We start from the raw sequence: 18,132 nt of genomic DNA on the forward strand, positions 1-18,132 counted from the left end.
AAGGAGTCCGCTTGCTGAGTTGTGTCCAAGCAAGCAAAGCAAGCGGACAGTGAAATCCACGAAGACCAACTTCTTAACTTCCTCGTCAACCGGCTTGACGAGGAAGTTTCTCTCACCCTGGCGAATAACGCTGAAATCGATCCCGAGGACATCTACGAGGTCCTCGTCGGCGCGACCGCCGACGGGACCTCGATCTCCACGCTGTGCAACTCCAGTGAAGACTCGCCATCGGCGAACACGATCCTCTACCACCTGCGGACGAAGTTCGAGCCGGAACGGCTCGAACGAGTCGCTAACACACTCCTTCGGCAGGATGTCGTCGAACTGCTCCCCGAGCAGGTGGAGGTCTGCGCAGACCTCCACCTGCGGCCCTACTACGGTGACGAAGCCGACACAGACGGCCTCTACCACTCGGAAGCGAAGCGGGGAACCACCGCGTTCCACGCGTACGCGACACTCTACGCGCGTGTGAAGAACAAACGCTACACGCTGGCGGTGCGCCGTCTCGAAGACGGCGACACCGCCAGCAGCGTCCTCGCTGAGTTCCTCGGTGTGCTTGACGGCCTTGACACCGAGGTCAAGGCCGTCTACCTCGATCGCGGATTCTACGACAGCAAGTGTCTCACGCTGCTTCAGGCGCATAACTACGCCTACGTGGTCCCGATCATCCGGTGGGGTGAGGCGATTCAGCAGGAACTCTCGGAAGGCTGGAGCCGCGTCATTCAACACGACCTGACAGGGAAACTCGACGGTCATAGCTGGACCGTCGAGTTTCCCGTCTACATCGACTGTACGTACCTGAATGGACGGTATGACGAGAACGGCGTGGCGCGTCACGGCTACGCCGCTGACGCGCCGTTCATCGAGACTCCACGCGACGCTCGATACCACTACTCGAAACGCTTCGGTATCGAGTCGAGCTATCGCTTGTCCGAGCAAGCGATAGCGACGACAACGACACGAGACGCAACGGTGAGACTGATGTACGTCGTGGTGAGTCTGCTGTTGCAGAACGTCTGGCGGTATCTCCACTACGAATACGTGGCGACGCCCCGCCGAGGTGGGCGTCGCCTCTGGTGGTGGCCGTACAAGGAGTTCGTGAATATGGTTCGCCGGGCCGCGTGGACGGCCCTCGCGGTGCGTCGGGCCGTCCCCGCAAACCGGCCACCTGACGACCGGTTTCATCGGTAGTCACTTACCAGGATCGCCGCCTTGTGAGTGGCTACGCTGTCGCGTCGGCGGCTGACCGCCGCCGACAGCGACAGCTCCGTCTCCGATTAGTGTTGTTCAACCGCTATCGACGACTCATCACGACAGAACAGGTGACTTAGGTCAGGCTAACTGGTGATGCTTTGTGAGGTACTGAGACTTTGGAGGTCTCGTTTCAGACGGACCCCTTGTGGGGTTGAAGCCATGATATATTTTGGTGCGAACGTTGCTTTTTGGAAGAGTTTCAGACGGACCCCTTGTGGGGTTGAAGCTCAGATGGAACACGTCAAGAGAGTCGGTGAAGTCGTGGTTTCAGACGGACCCCTTGTGGGGTTGAAGCTTGAGCGAAGCGCGGGGTAAAGCTGAAATATGCTCGTTTCAGACGGACCCCTTGTGGGGTTGAAGCGGATGAGTTGGTTGTTTGCCATTTTGTCTGTACCTCGTTTCAGACGGACCCCTTGTGGGGTTGAAGCGTCGCGTCCCGGCGGTACTCCTCCTTGTTTGCCAGTTTCAGACGGACCCCTTGTGGGGTTGAAGCAGAATGTCCTCACTCGCATTCAGCCTGTCCTCGACGAGTTTCAGACGGACCCCTTGTGGGGTTGAAGCGTCGTGGATGTAAGCCACGTCACTACCGCCCGCGTTTCAGACGGACCCCTTGTGGGGTTGAAGCGAGTAATCCGCACATGATGTAAACCAGTTACCAAGGGTTTCAGACGGACCCCTTGTGGGGTTGAAGCGTTTGAAGTCCGCCGACGGACCGGGGCTCGGTCTGGTTTCAGACGGACCCCTTGTGGGGTTGAAGCGACGAGTCCGGCGGCGTCGGTCGCCCCGCTCTGCTGGTTTCAGACGGACCCCTTGTGGGGTTGAAGCCTCTCAGAACCCCGCGAGCGGGTCGTTTGAAGCAAATGTTTCAGACGGACCCCTTGTGGGGTTGAAGCAGAGCTTCGTTACTGGCAACGATTTCGTTGCATTAGGGTTTCAGACGGACCCCTTGTGGGGTTGAAGCTGCCACAAGTCTGGCACTAAGACCGCATCCGTTTACTCGAGTTTCAGACGGACCCCTTGTGGGGTTGAAGCTGTGGGACGAGGACATGGACGAGATGGAATGGCAGGTTTCAGACGGACCCCTTGTGGGGTTGAAGCGACCAAACCGGGAGCTTCGAGGTAACCACGCAGGCCAGTTTCAGACGGACCCCTTGTGGGGTTGAAGCTTGCGTGACGTAGCGGACTTCTGCGGGCGACGTGGGTTTCAGACGGACCCCTTGTGGGGTTGAAGCCCAATTTTTCCCACCTGTCGCTCGGAGAATTTCGCGTTTCAGACGGACCCCTTGTGGGGTTGAAGCCCAATTTTTCCCACCTGTCGCTCGGAGAATTTCGCGTTTCAGACGGACCCCTTGTGGGGTTGAAGCGAGATGGCCGCCGACCAGTACAACAGCAGCAACAGGTTTCAGACGGACCCCTTGTGGGGTTGAAGCGAGATGGCCGCCGACCAGTACAACAGCAGCAACAGGTTTCAGACGGACCCCTTGTGGGGTTGAAGCCGCCGTGCCCGCGCCGCCCGTGCCGTTCACGACGAGTTTCAGACGGACCCCTTGTGGGGTTGAAGCAAACGCGCCCTGCCCGCGGAGCCGTGGACGCTCATGTTTCAGACGGACCCCTTGTGGGGTTGAAGCCCAACGGGACCGCTCCGACGGCGACGGCGACGGGTTTCAGACGGACCCCTTGTGGGGTTGAAGCGCAGGCATGGACTCAGATAGAGGAGCAGAACACGGGTTTCAGACGGACCCCTTGTGGGGTTGAAGCGCGCACGGCCCTCCCGGACGCACTCGTAGAGACGGGTTTCAGACGGACCCCTTGTGGGGTTGAAGCCGGAAGTCCGCTTGCCGCGGGGCTCCGGCCTCTCGGGTTTCAGACGGACCCCTTGTGGGGTTGAAGCGACTGTGTGGGTTACGTTACCCACATCGGTTGTAGTGTTTCAGACGGACCCCTTGTGGGGTTGAAGCGAGGTGGACGCCGAGAACTACCGGAACGTAATCGAGGTTTCAGACGGACCCCTTGTGGGGTTGAAGCGTGGAACATCCGCGACGTGTGGACAAACGAAGCGAGTTTCAGACGGACCCCTTGTGGGGTTGAAGCCCGGCAGATTGAGCGGCTGCCGGGGATGCCACGACTGTTTCAGACGGACCCCTTGTGGGGTTGAAGCGTCTGTGAGAGGTTCCTGAGTGCGATTGGCGAAAAATGTTTCAGACGGACCCCTTGTGGGGTTGAAGCTGTCTCCGTGATATCTGCGCGCATCTGTGATGCCGAGTTTCAGACGGACCCCTTGTGGGGTTGAAGCCACGTCGTCGGTGTCGCACCGTACTTCGATACGACTGTTTCAGACGAATCCCCTGTGAGACTGAAGTAGTAAGCTCTACCCTAAGGGGACACAGCGCGGCCACGGGCGAACAGTAGCACCAGCGCGACGACGGCGAGACAGCCACAGAAGAACAGCAGGCCGGGCTCGAACACCTCGAAGACGAGCCAGCCGACGGTGCCGACGGAGTCGACGGGGCTCGCGTCGGGACTGGCAGGACTGAGCACGCCCGCGCCGCCGGGCCGGGCGACGGCTTCGGCCCCCCACTGGACGAACAGGCTGGCGACGCCCAACAGGCCCAGTCCGGCGACCACGTCGGTCAGGGACTGCCGGACCTGCGGCCGAAGCTCGCGGTTGCCGACGAAGACGATGGGGTCGCTGGCCGGGCCGTAGACGGTCATCTCGTTGCCCTTCTCGGAGTAGACGGTGTCGATGGGTTCGACCAGTCCCGCGTCTTCGAGGTTCGTGATGTGGTAGTGGACGTTCTGGACCGAGGTGTCACAACGGGTTGCGATCTCCGAGGGTGTGCCCGGACGGTCGAACAGCGTCCGGAACAGAGTCCGGCTCGTGTCCGAGCCGAGCGCGTCGAGCACCGCGTCGGTCTCGCCGCCGTCGACATCGAGGACCCGCAGCCGCTCGTCCGGCGTCGCGTTCCGCCCCTGTAGTTTGTCGATGAGTCCCGACATAGCCAGTCGTTACCGGACAGTGACACGGCCGGCCACATAGCGCTTCGGCTGGCTTAAATCGGGCTTTTAGCCGTCAGCCGCCGGCCGTCGCGTTCGCCCCACCGGTCTCGTTCGCCGCGGCCGCCACCGCCCGCGAGGGGACGACGACGCCGCGGCCGGTCGCGTAGTCGACGCCGGGGCGGTGGACGTCGCGCGCGGTCAGTTCCAACAGGAGTTCGACTGCCGGGGGCGAGAGGGTCGGGTCGGCGTCCGCGAGTAGCGCGGCCACCCCGCCGACGTAGGCCGTCGCCGCCGAGGAGCCGACGAAGCCGTCCGCGCTGGCCGCGGCGAACTGCCGGTCGGGCGCGGCCACGTCGACGCCGGCCCGGCCGTCGACGGTCGGACCGCGGGAGCTGTAGGGTTCGGGTCGCTCGATACGGTCGTTGTACGCGCCGACGCCGACGACGCCGGGGGCGGTCGCCGGGGCCACGACGCTCCCGCCGGGGTCGGCGCGTCGGAACTCGTGGGTCGGCGAGACGAGGCGCAGGCGTGCCCCGGTGGGCCGGTCCGGCCCGCGGACGACGACGAAGTACTCGCCGGGGAGCACGTCGGCGACGATGCGCTCGTTGGGCACGCCGTCGGCCCGGTAGGGCTGTGAGCGGGCGACCAGCCGGGTCGCCGACCCGTTGGTCCAGTACAGCTCGGCGGTGTAGTCCTCGCTCGCGTGGCTCCGGTCCCAGTTGAGCCAGAGGACGATGTCGGTCCCGCCGCGGACGTACCGCCGGTAGCGCCCGTCGGCGAACCTGACGGTACCGTTGTCGGCGGTGGCCCCGTCGTAGGTGCCCCGCCAGTGGGACTGGGCGAGGTTGCCCGCGGGCGCGACGAAGACGACGCCGTCCTCGGTGGCTCGCTGTGCCGCGCGGGCGACCGGGCCGGTCCCGTCGCCCGGTTGGCCGTAGAACGACACCGGCGCGACGACGACGTCGACGCCCTGCCGGCGGAGCCACCGGACCGCTCGCCGGTAGCTGTCGACGCCGTCGGCCCGGGCGAGATAGAGGTCGGCGTCGGGGGCCGTCCGGGCGAGGACCCGCGCCGTGGCCGTCCCGTGAGTGGTGTCGCCGTCGAGCGCGGCCGACCCGAACGCCCGCGCCGCGCGGACGCGACCGGCGAGGCGGGGGTCGGCCGTGTCGAACCCGGTGGCGTCGACGACGCCGACGGAGACGTTCCCACCGGTGACGCCGGCCGCGTGTACGGCGGCGAACCCCTCGCCGCCGTCGACCGTGACGGGGGTGGTAGCCGACCGGTCGGCGGGGGAATCTACCGCGGGACCGGTCGTGGCCGCCAGCCCACCGATGGCGACGACGAGCGCGAACACGACGACGGCGGCGACGGCGGTCGCGGCCTGCCACTCACGCACCCGGTGTCACCTCCCCGACGCGCCCCGCCCGGTCGACCCACGCGGGCCGCGTGAGATTGGTCGCGCCGGTGCGGACGCGATAGCCGGCCGCGCGCGTCCGGCGCTGACGGCCCCATTTGTTGCGCTCGACGGTGACTAACGTGGCGGCGAAGGCGCTTACTCTCCCATTCGCCGTGACGACGGCTGTCGACTGGAACCGGACGGTATCGGCCTCCAGCGGGCCGTCGGGCGGCCGGTACGCCGTCGCGGTGAGGACGTAGCGCCGCGGCGGCCCGTCGCGGACCCGCGTCACGACGAACCGGCCGCTCGCAAGCCACCGTTCGAGGAGCGCGGTCCGGTACAGCCCGGCGGCGTCGGTCGCGGCCTCGATGGGACGCACGCCGTCGCCGTCGTACCGTCGGTCCCCGTCGGGACCGCGCCAGACGCGGACGCGGCGGGTCCCGGTCGCCGTCGTCGTCTCGACCGTCGCCAGCGAGCGCCCGTCGCCGTCGGTCCGGAGTGCGGTCTCGACGCTCCGGTTGGCCGTCCCGGCGACCGTGGCACGCTCGGTCCGGGAGACGCCGAGCGAGACCGCCGTTCCCGACAGCGACCGCTCGTGGGCAGCGACGAGCGCGCTCGCGTCGACGAGGCGGCCGTCGGCGACGCCGGGCGGTTCTGCGGGCGCTGCCGGGGTCGTAGCGCCCGCTCCGGACCCCAACCCGGCGCACCCCGCCGAGAGGGCCACCAGCGCGAGCGCGACGAGCCGACAGCGGTACATGGTCCAGCGTCGGGGTCGCTCCCCTAAGGTCTACGGGACGCTCAAACAGGCTTCGAAGTCGCTCGGCCGACCCGCAGGTTTGTATGCCGTCGGCCGCCACCTCCGAGCATGGAGTTTCCCGAGCGCGAGGCCGTGACGGACCTCGTCGACCCCCAGCCGCTCCCTCCGTTCGCGCGGGTCCGGTACGACCCCGACAGCGAGCGCGTCGACGACCCGGCCGCCGCGGTGCGGGCGGAGATGGACCGCCTGCCACTTTCGGGCGTCGAGACGGGTGCGACCGTCGCCGTCGCCGTCGGCAGTCGGGGCATCCACGCTATCGACGCGGTGGCGCGGGCCGCCGTGGCGTGGCTGGACGAGCGGGGTTACGACCCGGTGGTCGTGTCGGCGATGGGGAGCCACGGCGGCGCGACGGCCGCGGGCCAGCGGGCGGTGCTGGAGTCGCTGGGCGTCACGGAGTCGAGCGTCGGCGCGCCGGTCGACGCCCGCATGGACACCGAACGGGTGGGGTCGGTGACCGTCGGCGACACCGAGATGCCGGTCCACGCCGCGACGGCCGCGCTGGACGCCGACGCCGTCCTCGTCCTCAACCGCGTGAAGGCGCACACGAACTTCACCGGGCCGATAGAGAGCGGGCTGACGAAGATGGCCGTCGTCGGCCTCGGCAAGCAACGCGGCGCGAAGGCGTTTCACTCGACGGCCATCGCCGAGGGGTACGTCGAGACGCTGACCGCCGCGCTGGAGGTGCTCCGGGCCGAGACCCCGCTGGTCGGCGGCATCGCCCTCGTCGAGAACTTCCACGAGCGCCTCGCCCACGTCGAGGCCGTCCCGGCCGACGCCTTCGCGGAGCGCGAGCCGGCGCTTTTGGAACTGGCCGACGCCGAGATGGCGACGCTCCCGGTCGCGGACGTGGACCTGCTGGTCGTCGACGAACTCGGCAAGGAGATATCGGGCGCGGGGATGGACACCAACGTCGTCGGCCGCTACCGCGTGCTGAACGCGCCCGACCCAGAGACGCCCGACATCGACCTCATCTACGCCCGCGGGCTGACCGAGGCGACGGACGGCAACGGCGTCGGCATCGGGCTGGCCGACATCACCCGGCGGGCGGCCGTCGACCGACTGGACCTGCACAAGACCTACGCGAACGCGGTGACCAGCGGGTCGCTGGCGAAGGCGAAACTCCCGCTGGTCGCGCCCGACGACGAGACGGCGCTCCGGACGGCGCTGTCGGCGCTTGGCGGCTACGACCCCGAGACGGTCCGGGTGGTCTGGATACGCAACACCGAGGCCCTCGGCGAGTTGCGGGTGTCGGCGGCGCTCGTCGACGACCTGCCCGAAGCAGCCACCGTCGTCGGCCGGGAGGCGCTGACCTTCGACGGCGGGACGGCGGCGTTCGCCGAGCGGTGAGTTCGGGGTCCAAACGCTTTCCCCGACGAGGGCAGTTGACCCGGTATGGACCTGCAACTGGACGGCAACGCGGCACTGGTGACGGCATCGTCGAGCGGTCTCGGCAAGGCCTCGGCGCGGGCGCTGGCCCGCGAGGGCGCGAACGTCGTACTCAACGGCCGGGACACCGACCGGCTCGCGGCGGCGAAAGCCGACATCGAGGCCGACGCGGCGGGCCGGGTCGTCACCGTCGCGGGCGACCTCACCGACCCCGACGACGTGGCGGCGCTGGTCGAGGCCACCGTCGCGGAGTTCGGCGGGCTGGACCACCTCGTGACAAGCGCGGGCGGCCCGCCGGCCGGGGCGTTCATGGACACCGATGACGAGGACTGGACGGCCGCCTACGAACTGCTCGTGTTGAGCGTCGTCCGCTTGGCCCGGGCGGCGTACCCGCACCTCCGCGAGGGCGACGGCGGGACCATCGTCAACGTCACCTCCCGCAGCGTCAAGGAGGCGCTCGACGACCTCGTGTTGTCCAACGCCGTTCGGATGGGCGTCATCGGGCTAGAGAAGACCCTCTCGAAGGAGTTCGCGCCCGAGGTTCGAACCAACGCCGTCCTCCCGGGCTCCCACGAGACCCGGCGCATCGAATCCCTCGTCGAGGACGGCGTCGAGAGCGGCAAGTACGACTCCTACGAGGCGGGCATCGCCGAGTGGTCCGACAACCCTCTGGGGCGGGTCGGCGACCCGATGGAACTGGGCGACGTGGTCGCCTTCCTCTCCTCGCCGAAATCCGGCTTCGTCAACGGCACCGCCCTCCCGATAGACGGCGGTGCGACGCAGGCGACCCTCTGAAACGAGCGCTGACCGGTCGCCGTCTAGTTAGCCGACCAACCATTTAGTGCTGGCACGCCTCGTCGACGGTATGGACCCGTTCGTAGTGGTCGGCGGCGACGCGGCGGGGCTGAGCGCGGCGAGCAAGTTCGCACGCGAGACGACTGACCGCGAGGTCGTCGTCTTCGAGCGGGGCGAGTGGGTCTCCTACGCTCACTGCGGGACCCCTACTACGTCGAGGGTATCGTCGAGCGACTCACGGACCTGCTGTCGCTCTCGCCCGCGCAAGCGGCCGAGCGCGGTATCGACCTCCGGCGGAACCACGAGGTCGTCGCCGTCGACACCGCCGCCGAGAGGGTCATCGTCGAGTCGCCCGAGGGCCGCTTCCAGCAACCCTACGGCGACCTGCTCGTAGCGACTGGAGCCCGCGCGGTGACGGACCCGCTCCCGGGCGCGGACCGCCCGGGCGCGTTCACGATGCACGGCCTCGACTCGGCGGCCGCGGTCCGCGCCGCGCTGTCGGAGCCGGGGGCCGACGCTGTCGACACGTCTATCGAGTACGTCGACACCGCTCTCGTCGAGCAGTACGCCGACTGGACACCGCCCGAGCGCGTCGCCGTCGTCGGAGGCGGCTACGTCGGCGTCGAGATGGCGGAGGCGTTTCGGGCCCACGGCCTCGACGTACACCTGTTCCAGCGCTCGGAGACCCTCCTCCAGCCGTTCGGCGAGGCGGTCGGCGCGCGCGTGGCCGACCACCTCCGCGAGCGCGGTGTCACCCTGCACCTCGGGACGGCGGTCGAGGAACTGGCAGGCGAGGACCGCGTCGAGGCCGTCGTCCACGACGGCGGGCGGACTCCGGTCGGTCTCGCGCTGGTCGGCATCGGCGTCCGGCCGAACACGGCTCTCCTCGCGGACACGCCGGTCGCGTGTGGCGACTCCGGTGCCGTCGCGGTCGACGCCTACGGCGAGACCAGCGTCGACGGGGTCTACGCCGCCGGCGACTGCGCGGAGGCGACCCACACCGTGACGGGCGACCCGGCGTGGGTGCCGCTTGGCTTGACCGCCAACCGCGCGGGCCGGGCCGTCGGGGCGACCGTCGCCGGCGACCCGACCCCGGTCGGCGACATCGCCGGGACGGCGGTCCTCAAGGCCTTCGACCTCGAGTGCGGACGGACCGGAATTATCGACCACGACGCCGCTCGCGCGGCCGGGTTCGACCCCGTCTCGGAGACGGTCACCGCCGGCTCGCGGTCCGGCTACTACCCCGGCGGCGACGACACCGACGTGACGCTGACCGCCGACGCCGGGACCGGCCGCCTGCTGGGCGGTGCCGTCGTCGGCGCGGACCGGGCGGCGATTCGAATCGACACGCTGGCGACGGCCGTCGAGAGCGGGATGACCGTCGGCGAACTCGAACGGACGGACCTCGCGTACGCGCCGCCGTTCAGCCCCGTCTGGGACCCCGTCCTCGTCGCCGTGAAGGTGCTGGGCGGGTCGCTGTGACCCGGCTGCCGTCGCTGGCGCTCGGGAGAGGTGGCTGAGAAAGAACTATTTGGACTGGTAGTGGTACTCGAATGTGATTCGATACTGTTGGAACGCCATATCCGTTTCCATATCTACCTATATAAACAATATACTAGATTGTATACAGACGAAGAGTGAGAATATGCAGACAGAAGGAGAGATACGCGTCCGAGTCAGTAGTTGCCGGTCGAGACGATAGGCGGTGCGTCGTGCGGGCCGTAGGGTGCGTCGTCGAGGTACTCGCCGGCCGGTTCGAAGTAGTCGGCCAGCGACGCGGCGGCCTCCTTTCGCAGGACGGTCGCCGGGTTCTCGCCCTGCAGGTACTCCAGCGCCTCGCCGGCGGCGTTGAGGTTGTACTCGGCGGCCTTCTCGCGGCGGGCCGCGTACAGTTCGACCTCGTCGCGGGCGACGGCGTCGGTCTGGGCGCGGTAGGCGACGGCGACGGCGGAAGCGGCCTCGTCGGCGTCGGCGATACCGGAGTTCATCCCGCGCGCGCCGAAGGGCGCGAGCAGGTGTGCGGCCTCACCGGCCAGCAGGACTCGTCGGTGGTCGTCGACGAACGTGTCGGCCATCACCTGCAGGAACTTGTAGCTGGAGACCCACGTCAGCTTGTCCGCGTACTGCTCGCCCATCACCGCGGTGACGAACTCGCGCATCTGCTCGTCGGAGACCAGTTCGTCGGGGTCGTCGCCCTCGATGCACTGGATGTCGAGCCGCCAGCCGCCGGTGAAGGGGACGAGCATCACGTTGCGCCCGCCGACCTCCGGCGCGTCGTAGTGGAACAGCCGCTCCATGGGCCACTGCTCGTCCTCGTCGTCGAGTTCGTCCACGTCGGCGATGATGAAGGAGTTCTCGGACTGGTCGCCCTCGAACGTCGCGCCGATCTCGTCCCGGACCGTCGAGCCGCCGCCGTCGGCCCCGACGAGGTACGGGGCCTCCCACTCGCGCCCGTCCGAGGTCTCGACGTGGACGCCGTCGGCGTCGCTCTCGACGGTCTCGACGGCGCAGTCCCAGTGGATGTCGATGCCGGCCTCCTCGATGGCCTCGTGCATGTACGCCTCGGTGCGGACCTGCGGGACGCTCGTGAAGTGCGGGAACTTCCCGTCGCCGCCGGGATTGTCGTAGGTCCGCTTGAACACTTCCTTGCCGCGCCAGCAGGTCCGCCGGGTCGGCCAGACCAGCCCCTCCTCGACGAGGTTCTCGCCCAGCCCGGGGTGGACTCGTTCGAGCGTGTGCAGTGTCGTCCCGTGGACGTAGATGGCCCGGCTGCCGGACCGGTCGCGGTCCTCGGGCTCCGCCTCCAAGATGGTCGCCGGAACGCCGCGCGCGTTCAGTGCGAGTGCCGTCGTCATCCCGACCGGGCCCGCACCGGCGATTAACACCGGCTCGTCCGCGTCATTGCTACTCATCGTATCTGTACGTCGCTTGGGACAGGTCCAAGATAATTATTGTGGTTGGGTCCGGCAGAACGACCGTCACAAACCGGCTACTGCGAGTATACGCGAGGCTATCGGCGGGCGAACACGCGCGGCGGCTGCGGAGTTACAGTCCCAGTTGCGTCTCGACCCAGTGGTCGCGGGCCGCGAACACTAGCTCCTCCTCGTCGGCGAAGACCGTCGTCTCGGCGACGAACTCGTCCCACGTCCCGTCGGGCACCAGTTCGAGGTCCGCGGCCGAGGTGGCATCGGACGGGCTGGCTGCGACCATCCCGTCGAAGTCCTCGAAGTCGGTGTACTCCCGCACGAACGCCTCGTCGAAGATGTCCGTGACGGGAATCTCCTCGTGCTCGCCGACGACGTCGCGTGGGTGCGGGAGGTCGTCGGCTTCGGCAGCCGCTTCTGCCAAGTCGCTTTGTCGAACCATACAGACGATGATGACTGATACCACCTAAACGTTTCTGCTGCGCGGACAGCGAGGCCGGGGCCTACTGCGACCACTCGGCGAGGACGGACGCGGCGTAGGCACCGCGCTCGGGGGCGTCGAACGTCGCAATCCCGAGGTCCTCCATCCGCTCGCGGTCGGGCGTCAGCGCCTCGTCCGGGCCGGCGACGGTGAAGACGACGGGCTTGTCGACGTCCTCGGTGAGCGCTTCGAGTTCCTCGACGGGGTACCCCAAGGAGTGCTCGAATATCTCGTAGACGAGGACGATGTCGACGTTGTCGTCGCGGGCGACGGCGTCGACCACCTCGCCGAACTCCGGCATCGGCCGGCCGGTGTCGACGGGGTTCTGGTCGTAGGTGAACCCGAGGAGGTGGTCGTCGAGGCGCTCGTGGGTCTCGTCGGTCAGCGCGGGGAAGTTCGCGCCCCGCTCTCGGAGGGAGTCCGCCATCATGATGCCCGGGCCGGCCTGTGCGGTGACGAGGCCGACGTTGGGGCCGTCCGGCGTCGGGCACGTGGCGAGGACGCGGCTCGCGTCGAGCAGTTCCGTCATCGACTCGGCCATGACGGCCCCCGCGTCGGTGAACGCCGACTCGTAGCTGTCGTAGCTCTGTATCGGCGCGTCGGTGTGTGCCTGCACGAACTCCTCGTTGCGGTTCCCGGACTTGAGCGCGACGACCGGCGTGTCCGCGGCCTCGATGGCCTCGACGGTGGCGTCCATCTCGGTCGTCCCCTCGACGTGCATCGCTATCGCTTCGGTTCCGGGGTCCTCGTCGAGGACCGGAATCACGTCGTCGAAGTCGGTGTTGACGCGGTTCCCGAGCCCGTACATGCCGGCGGTCCCGTACCCCTCGCGGTCGAGTTGGAACGTGGCGGTCACGCCGACGCCGCCGCTCTGTGCGACGACCGCCACGTCGCCGGCCTCGATCTCGTCGAAGCCCGGGACGAAGGAGCTGAAGACGTTCCGGTTGGGCATGATGTGACCAGCCGTGTTCGGCCCGAGAACGGCCATGTCGTGTTCCTCGGCGGTCCGGCGCATCTGCGCTTGACGCTCGCGTCCTGCCTCGTCTGCCTCCGCGAAGCCACCGGCGAAGACCACGGCGGCCCCGACGCCCGCCTCGCCGCACTCTTCGAGTACGTCCGGGGTCGCGGGTGCGGGCACGCAACACAGCGCGAGGTCCGCGTCGGTGTCGGCGACAGCGTCGACGAACTCGTAGCCGTACACCTCGCCCTCGCCGGCGGGGTTGACGGGGTAGACCGGCCCGTCGAACTCCTTGGCGTTTGCCATGGCGTCGTTGCCGAGCTTACCGGGTGTTTCTGAGGCACCGATGACCGCGATGCTGCTTGGGTCGAACAGGTCCGGGAGACTCATATGCCACTTTCTCCGGAAGTCTGAATATACCTTTCGACTGTGGACCTCCGGCACCTCGGTTTTTTGTTCGGCCGCCGCGTTCGCTGGCGCATGCGCTTCTTCGACGACATCGAAGTCGGCGAGGTCCACGAGTCCGACGCGTACCGCGTGACGAGCGAGGAGATAATCGAGTTCGGCGAGAAGTACGACCCCCAGCCGTTTCACACCGACGCGGCGGCGGCCGAGGACTCGATTTTCGGCGGCCTCGTCGCCTCCGGCTGGCAGACCGCCGCGCTCTGCATGCGTCTCCACGTCGAGAGCGTCCCCGAGACGGCCACGCAGGCCGGTGTCGGCGTCGACGACCTGCGCTGGCACCGGCCGCTGCGCCCCGGCGACGCGCTCCGGCTCCGGACCGAGGTTGCCGAGAAGCGACTCTCCGAGAACCGGGCCGACAGCGGCTACGTGACGACCCGCCACGAGGGGCTGAACCAGAACGACGACCGCGTCATCTCCTACGACGCGACGGCGATGGTCCGCCGGCAATCCGAGCCGTAGCGGGTCGAACCGTGGTCGTCGGTCCGGCGCGTCCCGCATCGGGGACTGTGGAACCGGCCCATCCCGACACCGTCACTCGTTGATGCCGCCGGCCAGCAGGCGACCGGCACCGGGGACCTGCGTGCTGAGACCGAGGTGGTCGAGTATCTCGTAGGTCGTCGCCGTCGCCGCCGAGAAGACGGGCAGTCCGAACTTGTCTTCGGCCGCCTGAATCGACGCGAGCGACGGCATCTGGACGCACGACGACAGCACGAGCGCGTCCGCGTGGGCCGTCTCCAGCGAGTCGGCGATGTGCAGCAGGTTCCGCTGGTCCAGTTGCGCGACTTCGAGGTTGTCCGGGCACTCCAAGGCCTCGTAGTCGACGACTTCGACGCCCGTGCTCTCGAAGTACTCTATCATGGTCCTCGTGAGGTCCTCCATGTACGGCGCGATGAGCGCTATCCGCTCGGCGTCGAGGCGTTCGAGCGCGCGCACCAGCGCGCCGGCGCTCGTCACGACCGGCGCGTCGGCGTCGTTGGCGGCCGTCCGCTGGCGGAGCGCGGCCTCGCTCTCCTCGTGATAGCCCGGCCCTTGGGCCATGATACCAATGAGACAGGCGTACGCGAGCACGTCACACCGCGCGTCGGAGAGCAGCGTCGCACACTCCTCGGACTGTTCGTCCATCCGTTCCAGTTCCTCCTGTGTGACGCTCTGCATCCGCATACGACTGGAGTGGAAGGTGAACGACTCCTGATAGTGTTCGGGCCGTCCCTGCAGCATCGCGGGAATCTCGGTCTCCATCGTCACGTTCGAACTCGGGACTATCAGCCCGACGCGAAAGTCGTCTGTCATGCGTCGTTCGAACCTCGGTCGGCCCCCGAAATAAAGGCACGCCATCGACCATCCACCGTCCACGGTGGACCGGCGCGGAAGTTACCGCTACAGAACATCTTAACACAGAGAAACGAACAACGTCCGGGTATGTCGAAGCCCGCCCCGAACGAAGCGACACTCTCACCCGAGCTACCGGACGAGTCCGACGAGACCGAACGTCTCCGCGCCGAGCGAGACCACTGGCGGCACATGTTCGACCAGATGGTCGAACTGTTCCCGGAACCGGTCATCGTCGTCGACGGCGACGGCACGCTGACACACTGGAACACGGAGCAGGAGGACTTCATCGGCGTTCCAGCCGGCGAGGCGCTGGGCAAGCCGGCCCACGAGGTGGTCGGGACCGACGAAGTCACGGAGACGCTCGCCGAGGAGGTCGCCCGGACCGGCGAGGCGATACGCGAGACCGACGTTCGGTCGGGCACGCACGACGACGGGACCGAGTGGCACGTCAGGGCGACCGGCGTCCCGCTGGTCGCGCCCGGCGGCGAGACCGTCGGCTGCTTCGAGTACGTCAGTCGCGTGACCGACCTCGTCGAGCAGCGGGAGTCGATGCGGGAGGTCCAGCGGCAGGTCCAAGAGGAACTAGAGACCTCGGTCGCCGACCTCGAATCGGCGGCCGCACAGGTGACCGACAACGCCGAGGAGATAGCCGACATCGCCGACGAAGAGGCCGAGAACATCGACGACGTGGACGAGGAGATACAGACGTTCAGCGCGACGACCGAGGAGGTGGCCTCGAGCGTCGAGACCATCAGCGACCAGAGCGACGAGACCGAGTCCCTCGCGGCCGACTCGGAGGCGGCGACACAGGACCTCCTCTCGACCGTCGAGGACGTCTCGCAGGCCAGCGAGCGCATGGCCGAGGACGCCGGCGACCTCGCCGAACAGGTAGCGGAGATAGACGACGTGGTGGCGACGATAGACGACCTCGCCGAGCAGATTAACATGCTGGCGCTGAACGCCTCCATCGAGGCGGCCCGGGCCGGCGAGGCCGGGGAGGGCTTCGCCGTCGTCGCCGACGAGGTAAAGTCGCTGGCGGCCGAGTCCCGGACGGAGGCCGACCGCATCGAGAGCCTCATCGACTCGGTGGCCGACATCGCGTCGACGACCGTCGACAGCGTCGAACAGACCACCGACATGGTGGCCGACATCGAGACACAGATAACCGGCGTCAACGAGAACCAGCGCCAGATTCAGGAGGCCATCGCCGACATCTCCGGCCAGTTGGACCAGATAGCGGCGGCGACGAACGACCAAGCGACCAGCGCCGAGGAGATAGCCGCGCTGCTCGACACTACCGTCGAGGGCGTCAGGCGGGTGGCCGAGCAGATATCCGAGTTGGCGACGGCCAACCAGCGCCAGACCGAGCAGATAGCCCAGATACGCCAGAGCGTCCAGTCGCTCGAACGCAACCTCGACGCGGCCGTCGACGCCGACTGAGAGTCCCGCGCGGGACTTCCGGCCGCTTCAACGCACCCCCGAGCGTCGTTACGCCTCTTCTTCGCTCCCGCAGACGAGGACCGGCCGTGGTGTCCCGAGGATGATGTCCTGCGTGACGCTGCCAAACAGCGCCTTGCCCGCCGGCGTCCGCTTCCGGCCGCCGACGCATATCTGGTCCACGTCGTACTCCTCGGCGTACTTCAGCGTCTCCTCGGCCGGGTCGCCGCTGGATTCGAGGAACTCGACGTCGACGCCCGCGGCTTCGAGGCGGTCGGCCGTCTCGCGGACGGCCTCGACCTGCTTGACCGACCCGCCCTCGGGATTGTCGCCGAAGACGTGCAGGAGATACGCCTCCGCCCCGTCGGCCGTCTCGACCATGTCCTCGACGGCGTTGATCTGCGCGCGAGCCTGTGACAACCGGTCGTCTAGCGCCAGTAGCAGTCGAACCATGTCTCGACGTTCAGCCCAGTCACCCTTATATCCACTGTGCGTTCCCGACGCGCGAGATTCCCGCGGCCGAATATATTCGCCCCGCGGATTAAGTGCGCGGAGGTGGTACGTCGTATCATGGGACGCGGAACCGACGAGCGGAGGGCCTGTGACGGCTGGGACAACTCTGAGTGTCGGGGGACACCTCACTGCCCGCCGCGGTGTCCGCGGTTCACCGACCGGGAATCGGTACCGGGGCTGGTCCGCCCGTATCAGTCCGACGACCGGCCGCGCCTCGTCGACCTGTATCTCGGGCTGGACCCCGCTGACCGGACGATGGGGCTGCCGCCGGCGACGGAGTCGCGGCTACACGGCTGGCTCGACCGGTTCACGGACACGGGCTGGAGCCTCGTCGCCGAGGTCGACGGGAGCGTCGTCGGCCACACGGGGGTCACGCCCACCGACGCCGCCGAACCCCACCTCGTCGTCTTCGTCGCCGACGGCGCGCAGGGACGGGGCGTCGGCTCCGAACTGCTCTACCAGCTCGTCGCCTACGCCGCCGACCGGGAGTACGAGGCGCTGACGCTGACCGTTGCGGCGGACAACGACCGGGCGCTCACGGTGTACGACAATCTCGGGTTCGATGTCGTCGAACAAATGGGGGCAGAGTTCGAGATGCGCCTCTCGCTCCAACAACCCCTCGCAGAGCGGGTTCAGCGGCCGCCTGCCGAGCGGGAGGGGACGACACCGGGCGGCTGACCGACAATCACTCGGCGATTCGTTCGATAACGGCGAACGAGAACGGATTGCCACGACACGTAGTTCTTTGTCGGTTCCCCGCGGTGTAGCGGGCATGCAACGGGAGTTCGGCGGACACGAACCGAGCGTCGCGGCCGACGCGTTCGTCTCGGAGATGGCGTATCTCGTCGGTGATGTCGAGGTCGGGGCGGCGTCGAGCGTCTGGCCGTTCGTCTGTCTCCGGGGTGACGGCGGTTCGGTGACCGTCGGCGAAGGGACGAACGTACAGGAGTTCACCATGCTCCACGGGGCGACGCTGGGCGACGAGGTGACCGTGGGCCACGGCGCGGTCGTCGACTACGCCGAGGTCCACGACCACTCGCTGGTCGGGATGGGCAGTTCGGTGATGGGCGGCGCGACCGTCGAGTCGAACTGCATCGTCGCCGCCAACGCCGTCGTCCTGCAGGACCAGACGGTCCCCGAGGGGCACATGGCCTACGGGACGCCCGCGGAGACGCGTCCGCTCAGCGACGAGCAACTGGCACAGATTACCCGAACTCACGAGAACTACGTGGAACTGGCGGCCCGGTACCGGGACTCGGACGCGGGTGAACCGCGGGGATGACCCGACTCGGTGCCCGCCGACTGCGGCCGCGGTCCGTCGCCCAGTTCGACTTTGCGCGCCCGAGTAAATAACATACGTACGCGCGTTATCGGATG

Annotated in this window: 15 protein-coding genes, 1 pseudogene and 1 CRISPR repeat array; of the genes and pseudogenes, 8 read left to right on the forward strand and 8 right to left on the reverse strand. The window is 67.8% G+C overall.

All coding sequences use genetic code 11. The annotated features are described in order from the left end of the window. Nucleotides 1-21: 21 nt before the first annotated feature. Nucleotides 22-1,191, forward strand: coding sequence for an ISH3 family transposase (locus ACV7JO_RS09670; protein ID WP_470353182.1), 1,170 nt, complete (start codon nt 22-24; stop codon nt 1,189-1,191). Nucleotides 1,192-1,381: 190 nt separating this feature from the next. Next, nucleotides 1,382-3,547: direct repeats of the CRISPR family, unit length 31 nt; unit sequence GTTTCAGACGGACCCCTTGTGGGGTTGAAGC. Nucleotides 3,548-3,627: 80 nt separating this feature from the next. Here the strand turns inward: ACV7JO_RS09670 and ACV7JO_RS09675 are convergent. The 3 genes from ACV7JO_RS09675 to ACV7JO_RS09685 all read right to left on the reverse strand — a co-directional run bounded on the left by ACV7JO_RS09675 (nt 3,628) and on the right by ACV7JO_RS09685 (nt 6,404). After that, entirely contained in the window at nt 3,628-4,251 is a 624-nt protein-coding gene (locus tag ACV7JO_RS09675; RefSeq protein ID WP_470353202.1) for an ArsR/SmtB family transcription factor, read from the reverse strand. A gap of 73 nt (nt 4,252-4,324) precedes the next feature. Further along, nucleotides 4,325-5,647, reverse strand: coding sequence for a S8 family serine peptidase (locus ACV7JO_RS09680; protein ID WP_470353203.1), 1,323 nt, complete (start codon nt 5,645-5,647; stop codon nt 4,325-4,327). Then, nucleotides 5,640-6,404, reverse strand: coding sequence for a hypothetical protein (locus ACV7JO_RS09685; RefSeq protein ID WP_470353204.1), 765 nt, complete (start codon nt 6,402-6,404; stop codon nt 5,640-5,642). Before ACV7JO_RS09685 ends, ACV7JO_RS09680 begins: the two co-directional genes overlap by 8 nt. A 108-nt stretch (nt 6,405-6,512) precedes the next feature. Between ACV7JO_RS09685 and ACV7JO_RS09690 the strand changes: the two genes are divergently transcribed. From ACV7JO_RS09690 to ACV7JO_RS09700, 3 genes and pseudogenes are all read left to right on the forward strand, one after another. After that, nucleotides 6,513-7,811 (forward strand): nickel pincer cofactor-dependent isomerase, group 22, encoded by a 1,299-nt coding sequence (locus tag ACV7JO_RS09690; RefSeq protein ID WP_470353205.1) that lies wholly within the window; start codon nt 6,513-6,515, stop codon nt 7,809-7,811. Between the two features lie 45 nt (nt 7,812-7,856). Beyond that, nucleotides 7,857-8,645 carry an SDR family oxidoreductase gene (locus ACV7JO_RS09695; protein ID WP_470353206.1) on the forward strand — a complete coding sequence of 263 codons (789 nt, stop codon included), beginning with the start codon at nt 7,857-7,859 and terminating at the stop codon, nt 8,643-8,645. Between the two features lie 70 nt (nt 8,646-8,715). Beyond that, nucleotides 8,716-10,127, forward strand: a pseudogene (locus tag ACV7JO_RS09700) (FAD-dependent oxidoreductase). A 194-nt stretch (nt 10,128-10,321) separates the two neighbouring features. Here ACV7JO_RS09700 and ACV7JO_RS09705 read toward each other — a convergent pair. From ACV7JO_RS09705 to ACV7JO_RS09715, 3 genes are all read right to left on the reverse strand, one after another. Then, on the reverse strand, nt 10,322-11,557 hold the full coding sequence (locus ACV7JO_RS09705; protein WP_470353207.1) for an FAD-dependent monooxygenase: 1,236 nt from the start codon (nt 11,555-11,557) through the stop codon (nt 10,322-10,324). 133 nt (nt 11,558-11,690) lie between these two features. Next, a complete protein-coding gene (locus ACV7JO_RS09710; protein WP_470353208.1) occupies nt 11,691-12,011 on the reverse strand; it encodes a hypothetical protein in 321 nt (106 codons plus the stop codon). Nucleotides 12,012-12,072: 61 nt separating this feature from the next. Further along, on the reverse strand, nt 12,073-13,398 hold the full coding sequence (locus ACV7JO_RS09715) for a CoA-binding protein (protein ID WP_470353209.1): 1,326 nt from the start codon (nt 13,396-13,398) through the stop codon (nt 12,073-12,075). Nucleotides 13,399-13,488: 90 nt separating this feature from the next. Here ACV7JO_RS09715 and ACV7JO_RS09720 point away from each other — a divergent pair, with 90 nt between their 5' ends. Further along, on the forward strand, nt 13,489-13,932 hold the full coding sequence (locus ACV7JO_RS09720) for a MaoC family dehydratase (protein WP_470353210.1): 444 nt from the start codon (nt 13,489-13,491) through the stop codon (nt 13,930-13,932). 72 nt (nt 13,933-14,004) lie between these two features. Here ACV7JO_RS09720 and ACV7JO_RS09725 read toward each other — a convergent pair whose 3' ends face one another. Continuing rightward, nucleotides 14,005-14,763 (reverse strand): maleate cis-trans isomerase family protein, encoded by a 759-nt coding sequence (locus tag ACV7JO_RS09725; RefSeq protein WP_470353211.1) that lies wholly within the window; start codon nt 14,761-14,763, stop codon nt 14,005-14,007. 129 nt (nt 14,764-14,892) lie between these two features. Here ACV7JO_RS09725 and ACV7JO_RS09730 point away from each other — a divergent pair, with 129 nt between their 5' ends. Next, nucleotides 14,893-16,245: a methyl-accepting chemotaxis protein gene (locus tag ACV7JO_RS09730; RefSeq protein WP_470353212.1), complete on the forward strand. Its 1,353-nt coding sequence runs from the start codon at nt 14,893-14,895 to the stop codon at nt 16,243-16,245. A gap of 48 nt (nt 16,246-16,293) precedes the next feature. Here ACV7JO_RS09730 and ACV7JO_RS09735 read toward each other — a convergent pair whose 3' ends face one another. Continuing rightward, on the reverse strand, nt 16,294-16,695 hold the full coding sequence (locus ACV7JO_RS09735) for a universal stress protein (RefSeq protein WP_470353213.1): 402 nt from the start codon (nt 16,693-16,695) through the stop codon (nt 16,294-16,296). A 117-nt stretch (nt 16,696-16,812) separates the two neighbouring features. Here ACV7JO_RS09735 and ACV7JO_RS09740 point away from each other — a divergent pair, with 117 nt between their 5' ends. Then, a complete protein-coding gene (locus ACV7JO_RS09740; RefSeq protein ID WP_470353214.1) occupies nt 16,813-17,433 on the forward strand; it encodes a GNAT family N-acetyltransferase in 621 nt (206 codons plus the stop codon). Nucleotides 17,434-17,527: 94 nt separating this feature from the next. Beyond that, nucleotides 17,528-18,037 carry a gamma carbonic anhydrase family protein gene (locus ACV7JO_RS09745; RefSeq protein ID WP_470353215.1) on the forward strand — a complete coding sequence of 170 codons (510 nt, stop codon included), beginning with the start codon at nt 17,528-17,530 and terminating at the stop codon, nt 18,035-18,037. Nucleotides 18,038-18,132: the final 95 nt, after the last annotated feature.

This window comes from Haloarcula sp. MBLA0138 (assembly GCF_055632455.1).

Excerpts from the sequence above, each read along its gene's own strand:
- ACV7JO_RS09695 (WP_470353206.1), top strand. The coding sequence starts at position 7,857 with ATGGACCTGCAACTGGACGGCAACGCGGCACTGGTGACGGCATCGTCG.
- ACV7JO_RS09745 (WP_470353215.1), top strand. The coding sequence starts at position 17,528 with ATGCAACGGGAGTTCGGCGGACACGAACCGAGCGTCGCGGCCGACGCG.
- ACV7JO_RS09720 (WP_470353210.1), top strand. The coding sequence starts at position 13,489 with ATGCGCTTCTTCGACGACATCGAAGTCGGCGAGGTCCACGAGTCCGAC.
- ACV7JO_RS09725 (WP_470353211.1), bottom strand. The coding sequence starts at position 14,763 with ATGACAGACGACTTTCGCGTCGGGCTGATAGTCCCGAGTTCGAACGTG.
- ACV7JO_RS09710 (WP_470353208.1), bottom strand. The coding sequence starts at position 12,011 with ATGGTTCGACAAAGCGACTTGGCAGAAGCGGCTGCCGAAGCCGACGAC.
- ACV7JO_RS09735 (WP_470353213.1), bottom strand. The coding sequence starts at position 16,695 with ATGGTTCGACTGCTACTGGCGCTAGACGACCGGTTGTCACAGGCTCGC.
- ACV7JO_RS09740 (WP_470353214.1), top strand. The coding sequence starts at position 16,813 with ATGGGACGCGGAACCGACGAGCGGAGGGCCTGTGACGGCTGGGACAAC.
- ACV7JO_RS09690 (WP_470353205.1), top strand. The coding sequence starts at position 6,513 with ATGGAGTTTCCCGAGCGCGAGGCCGTGACGGACCTCGTCGACCCCCAG.
- ACV7JO_RS09685 (WP_470353204.1), bottom strand. The coding sequence starts at position 6,404 with ATGTACCGCTGTCGGCTCGTCGCGCTCGCGCTGGTGGCCCTCTCGGCG.
- ACV7JO_RS09715 (WP_470353209.1), bottom strand. The coding sequence starts at position 13,398 with ATGAGTCTCCCGGACCTGTTCGACCCAAGCAGCATCGCGGTCATCGGT.
- ACV7JO_RS09705 (WP_470353207.1), bottom strand. The coding sequence starts at position 11,557 with ATGAGTAGCAATGACGCGGACGAGCCGGTGTTAATCGCCGGTGCGGGC.
- ACV7JO_RS09730 (WP_470353212.1), top strand. The coding sequence starts at position 14,893 with ATGTCGAAGCCCGCCCCGAACGAAGCGACACTCTCACCCGAGCTACCG.
- ACV7JO_RS09675 (WP_470353202.1), bottom strand. The coding sequence starts at position 4,251 with ATGTCGGGACTCATCGACAAACTACAGGGGCGGAACGCGACGCCGGAC.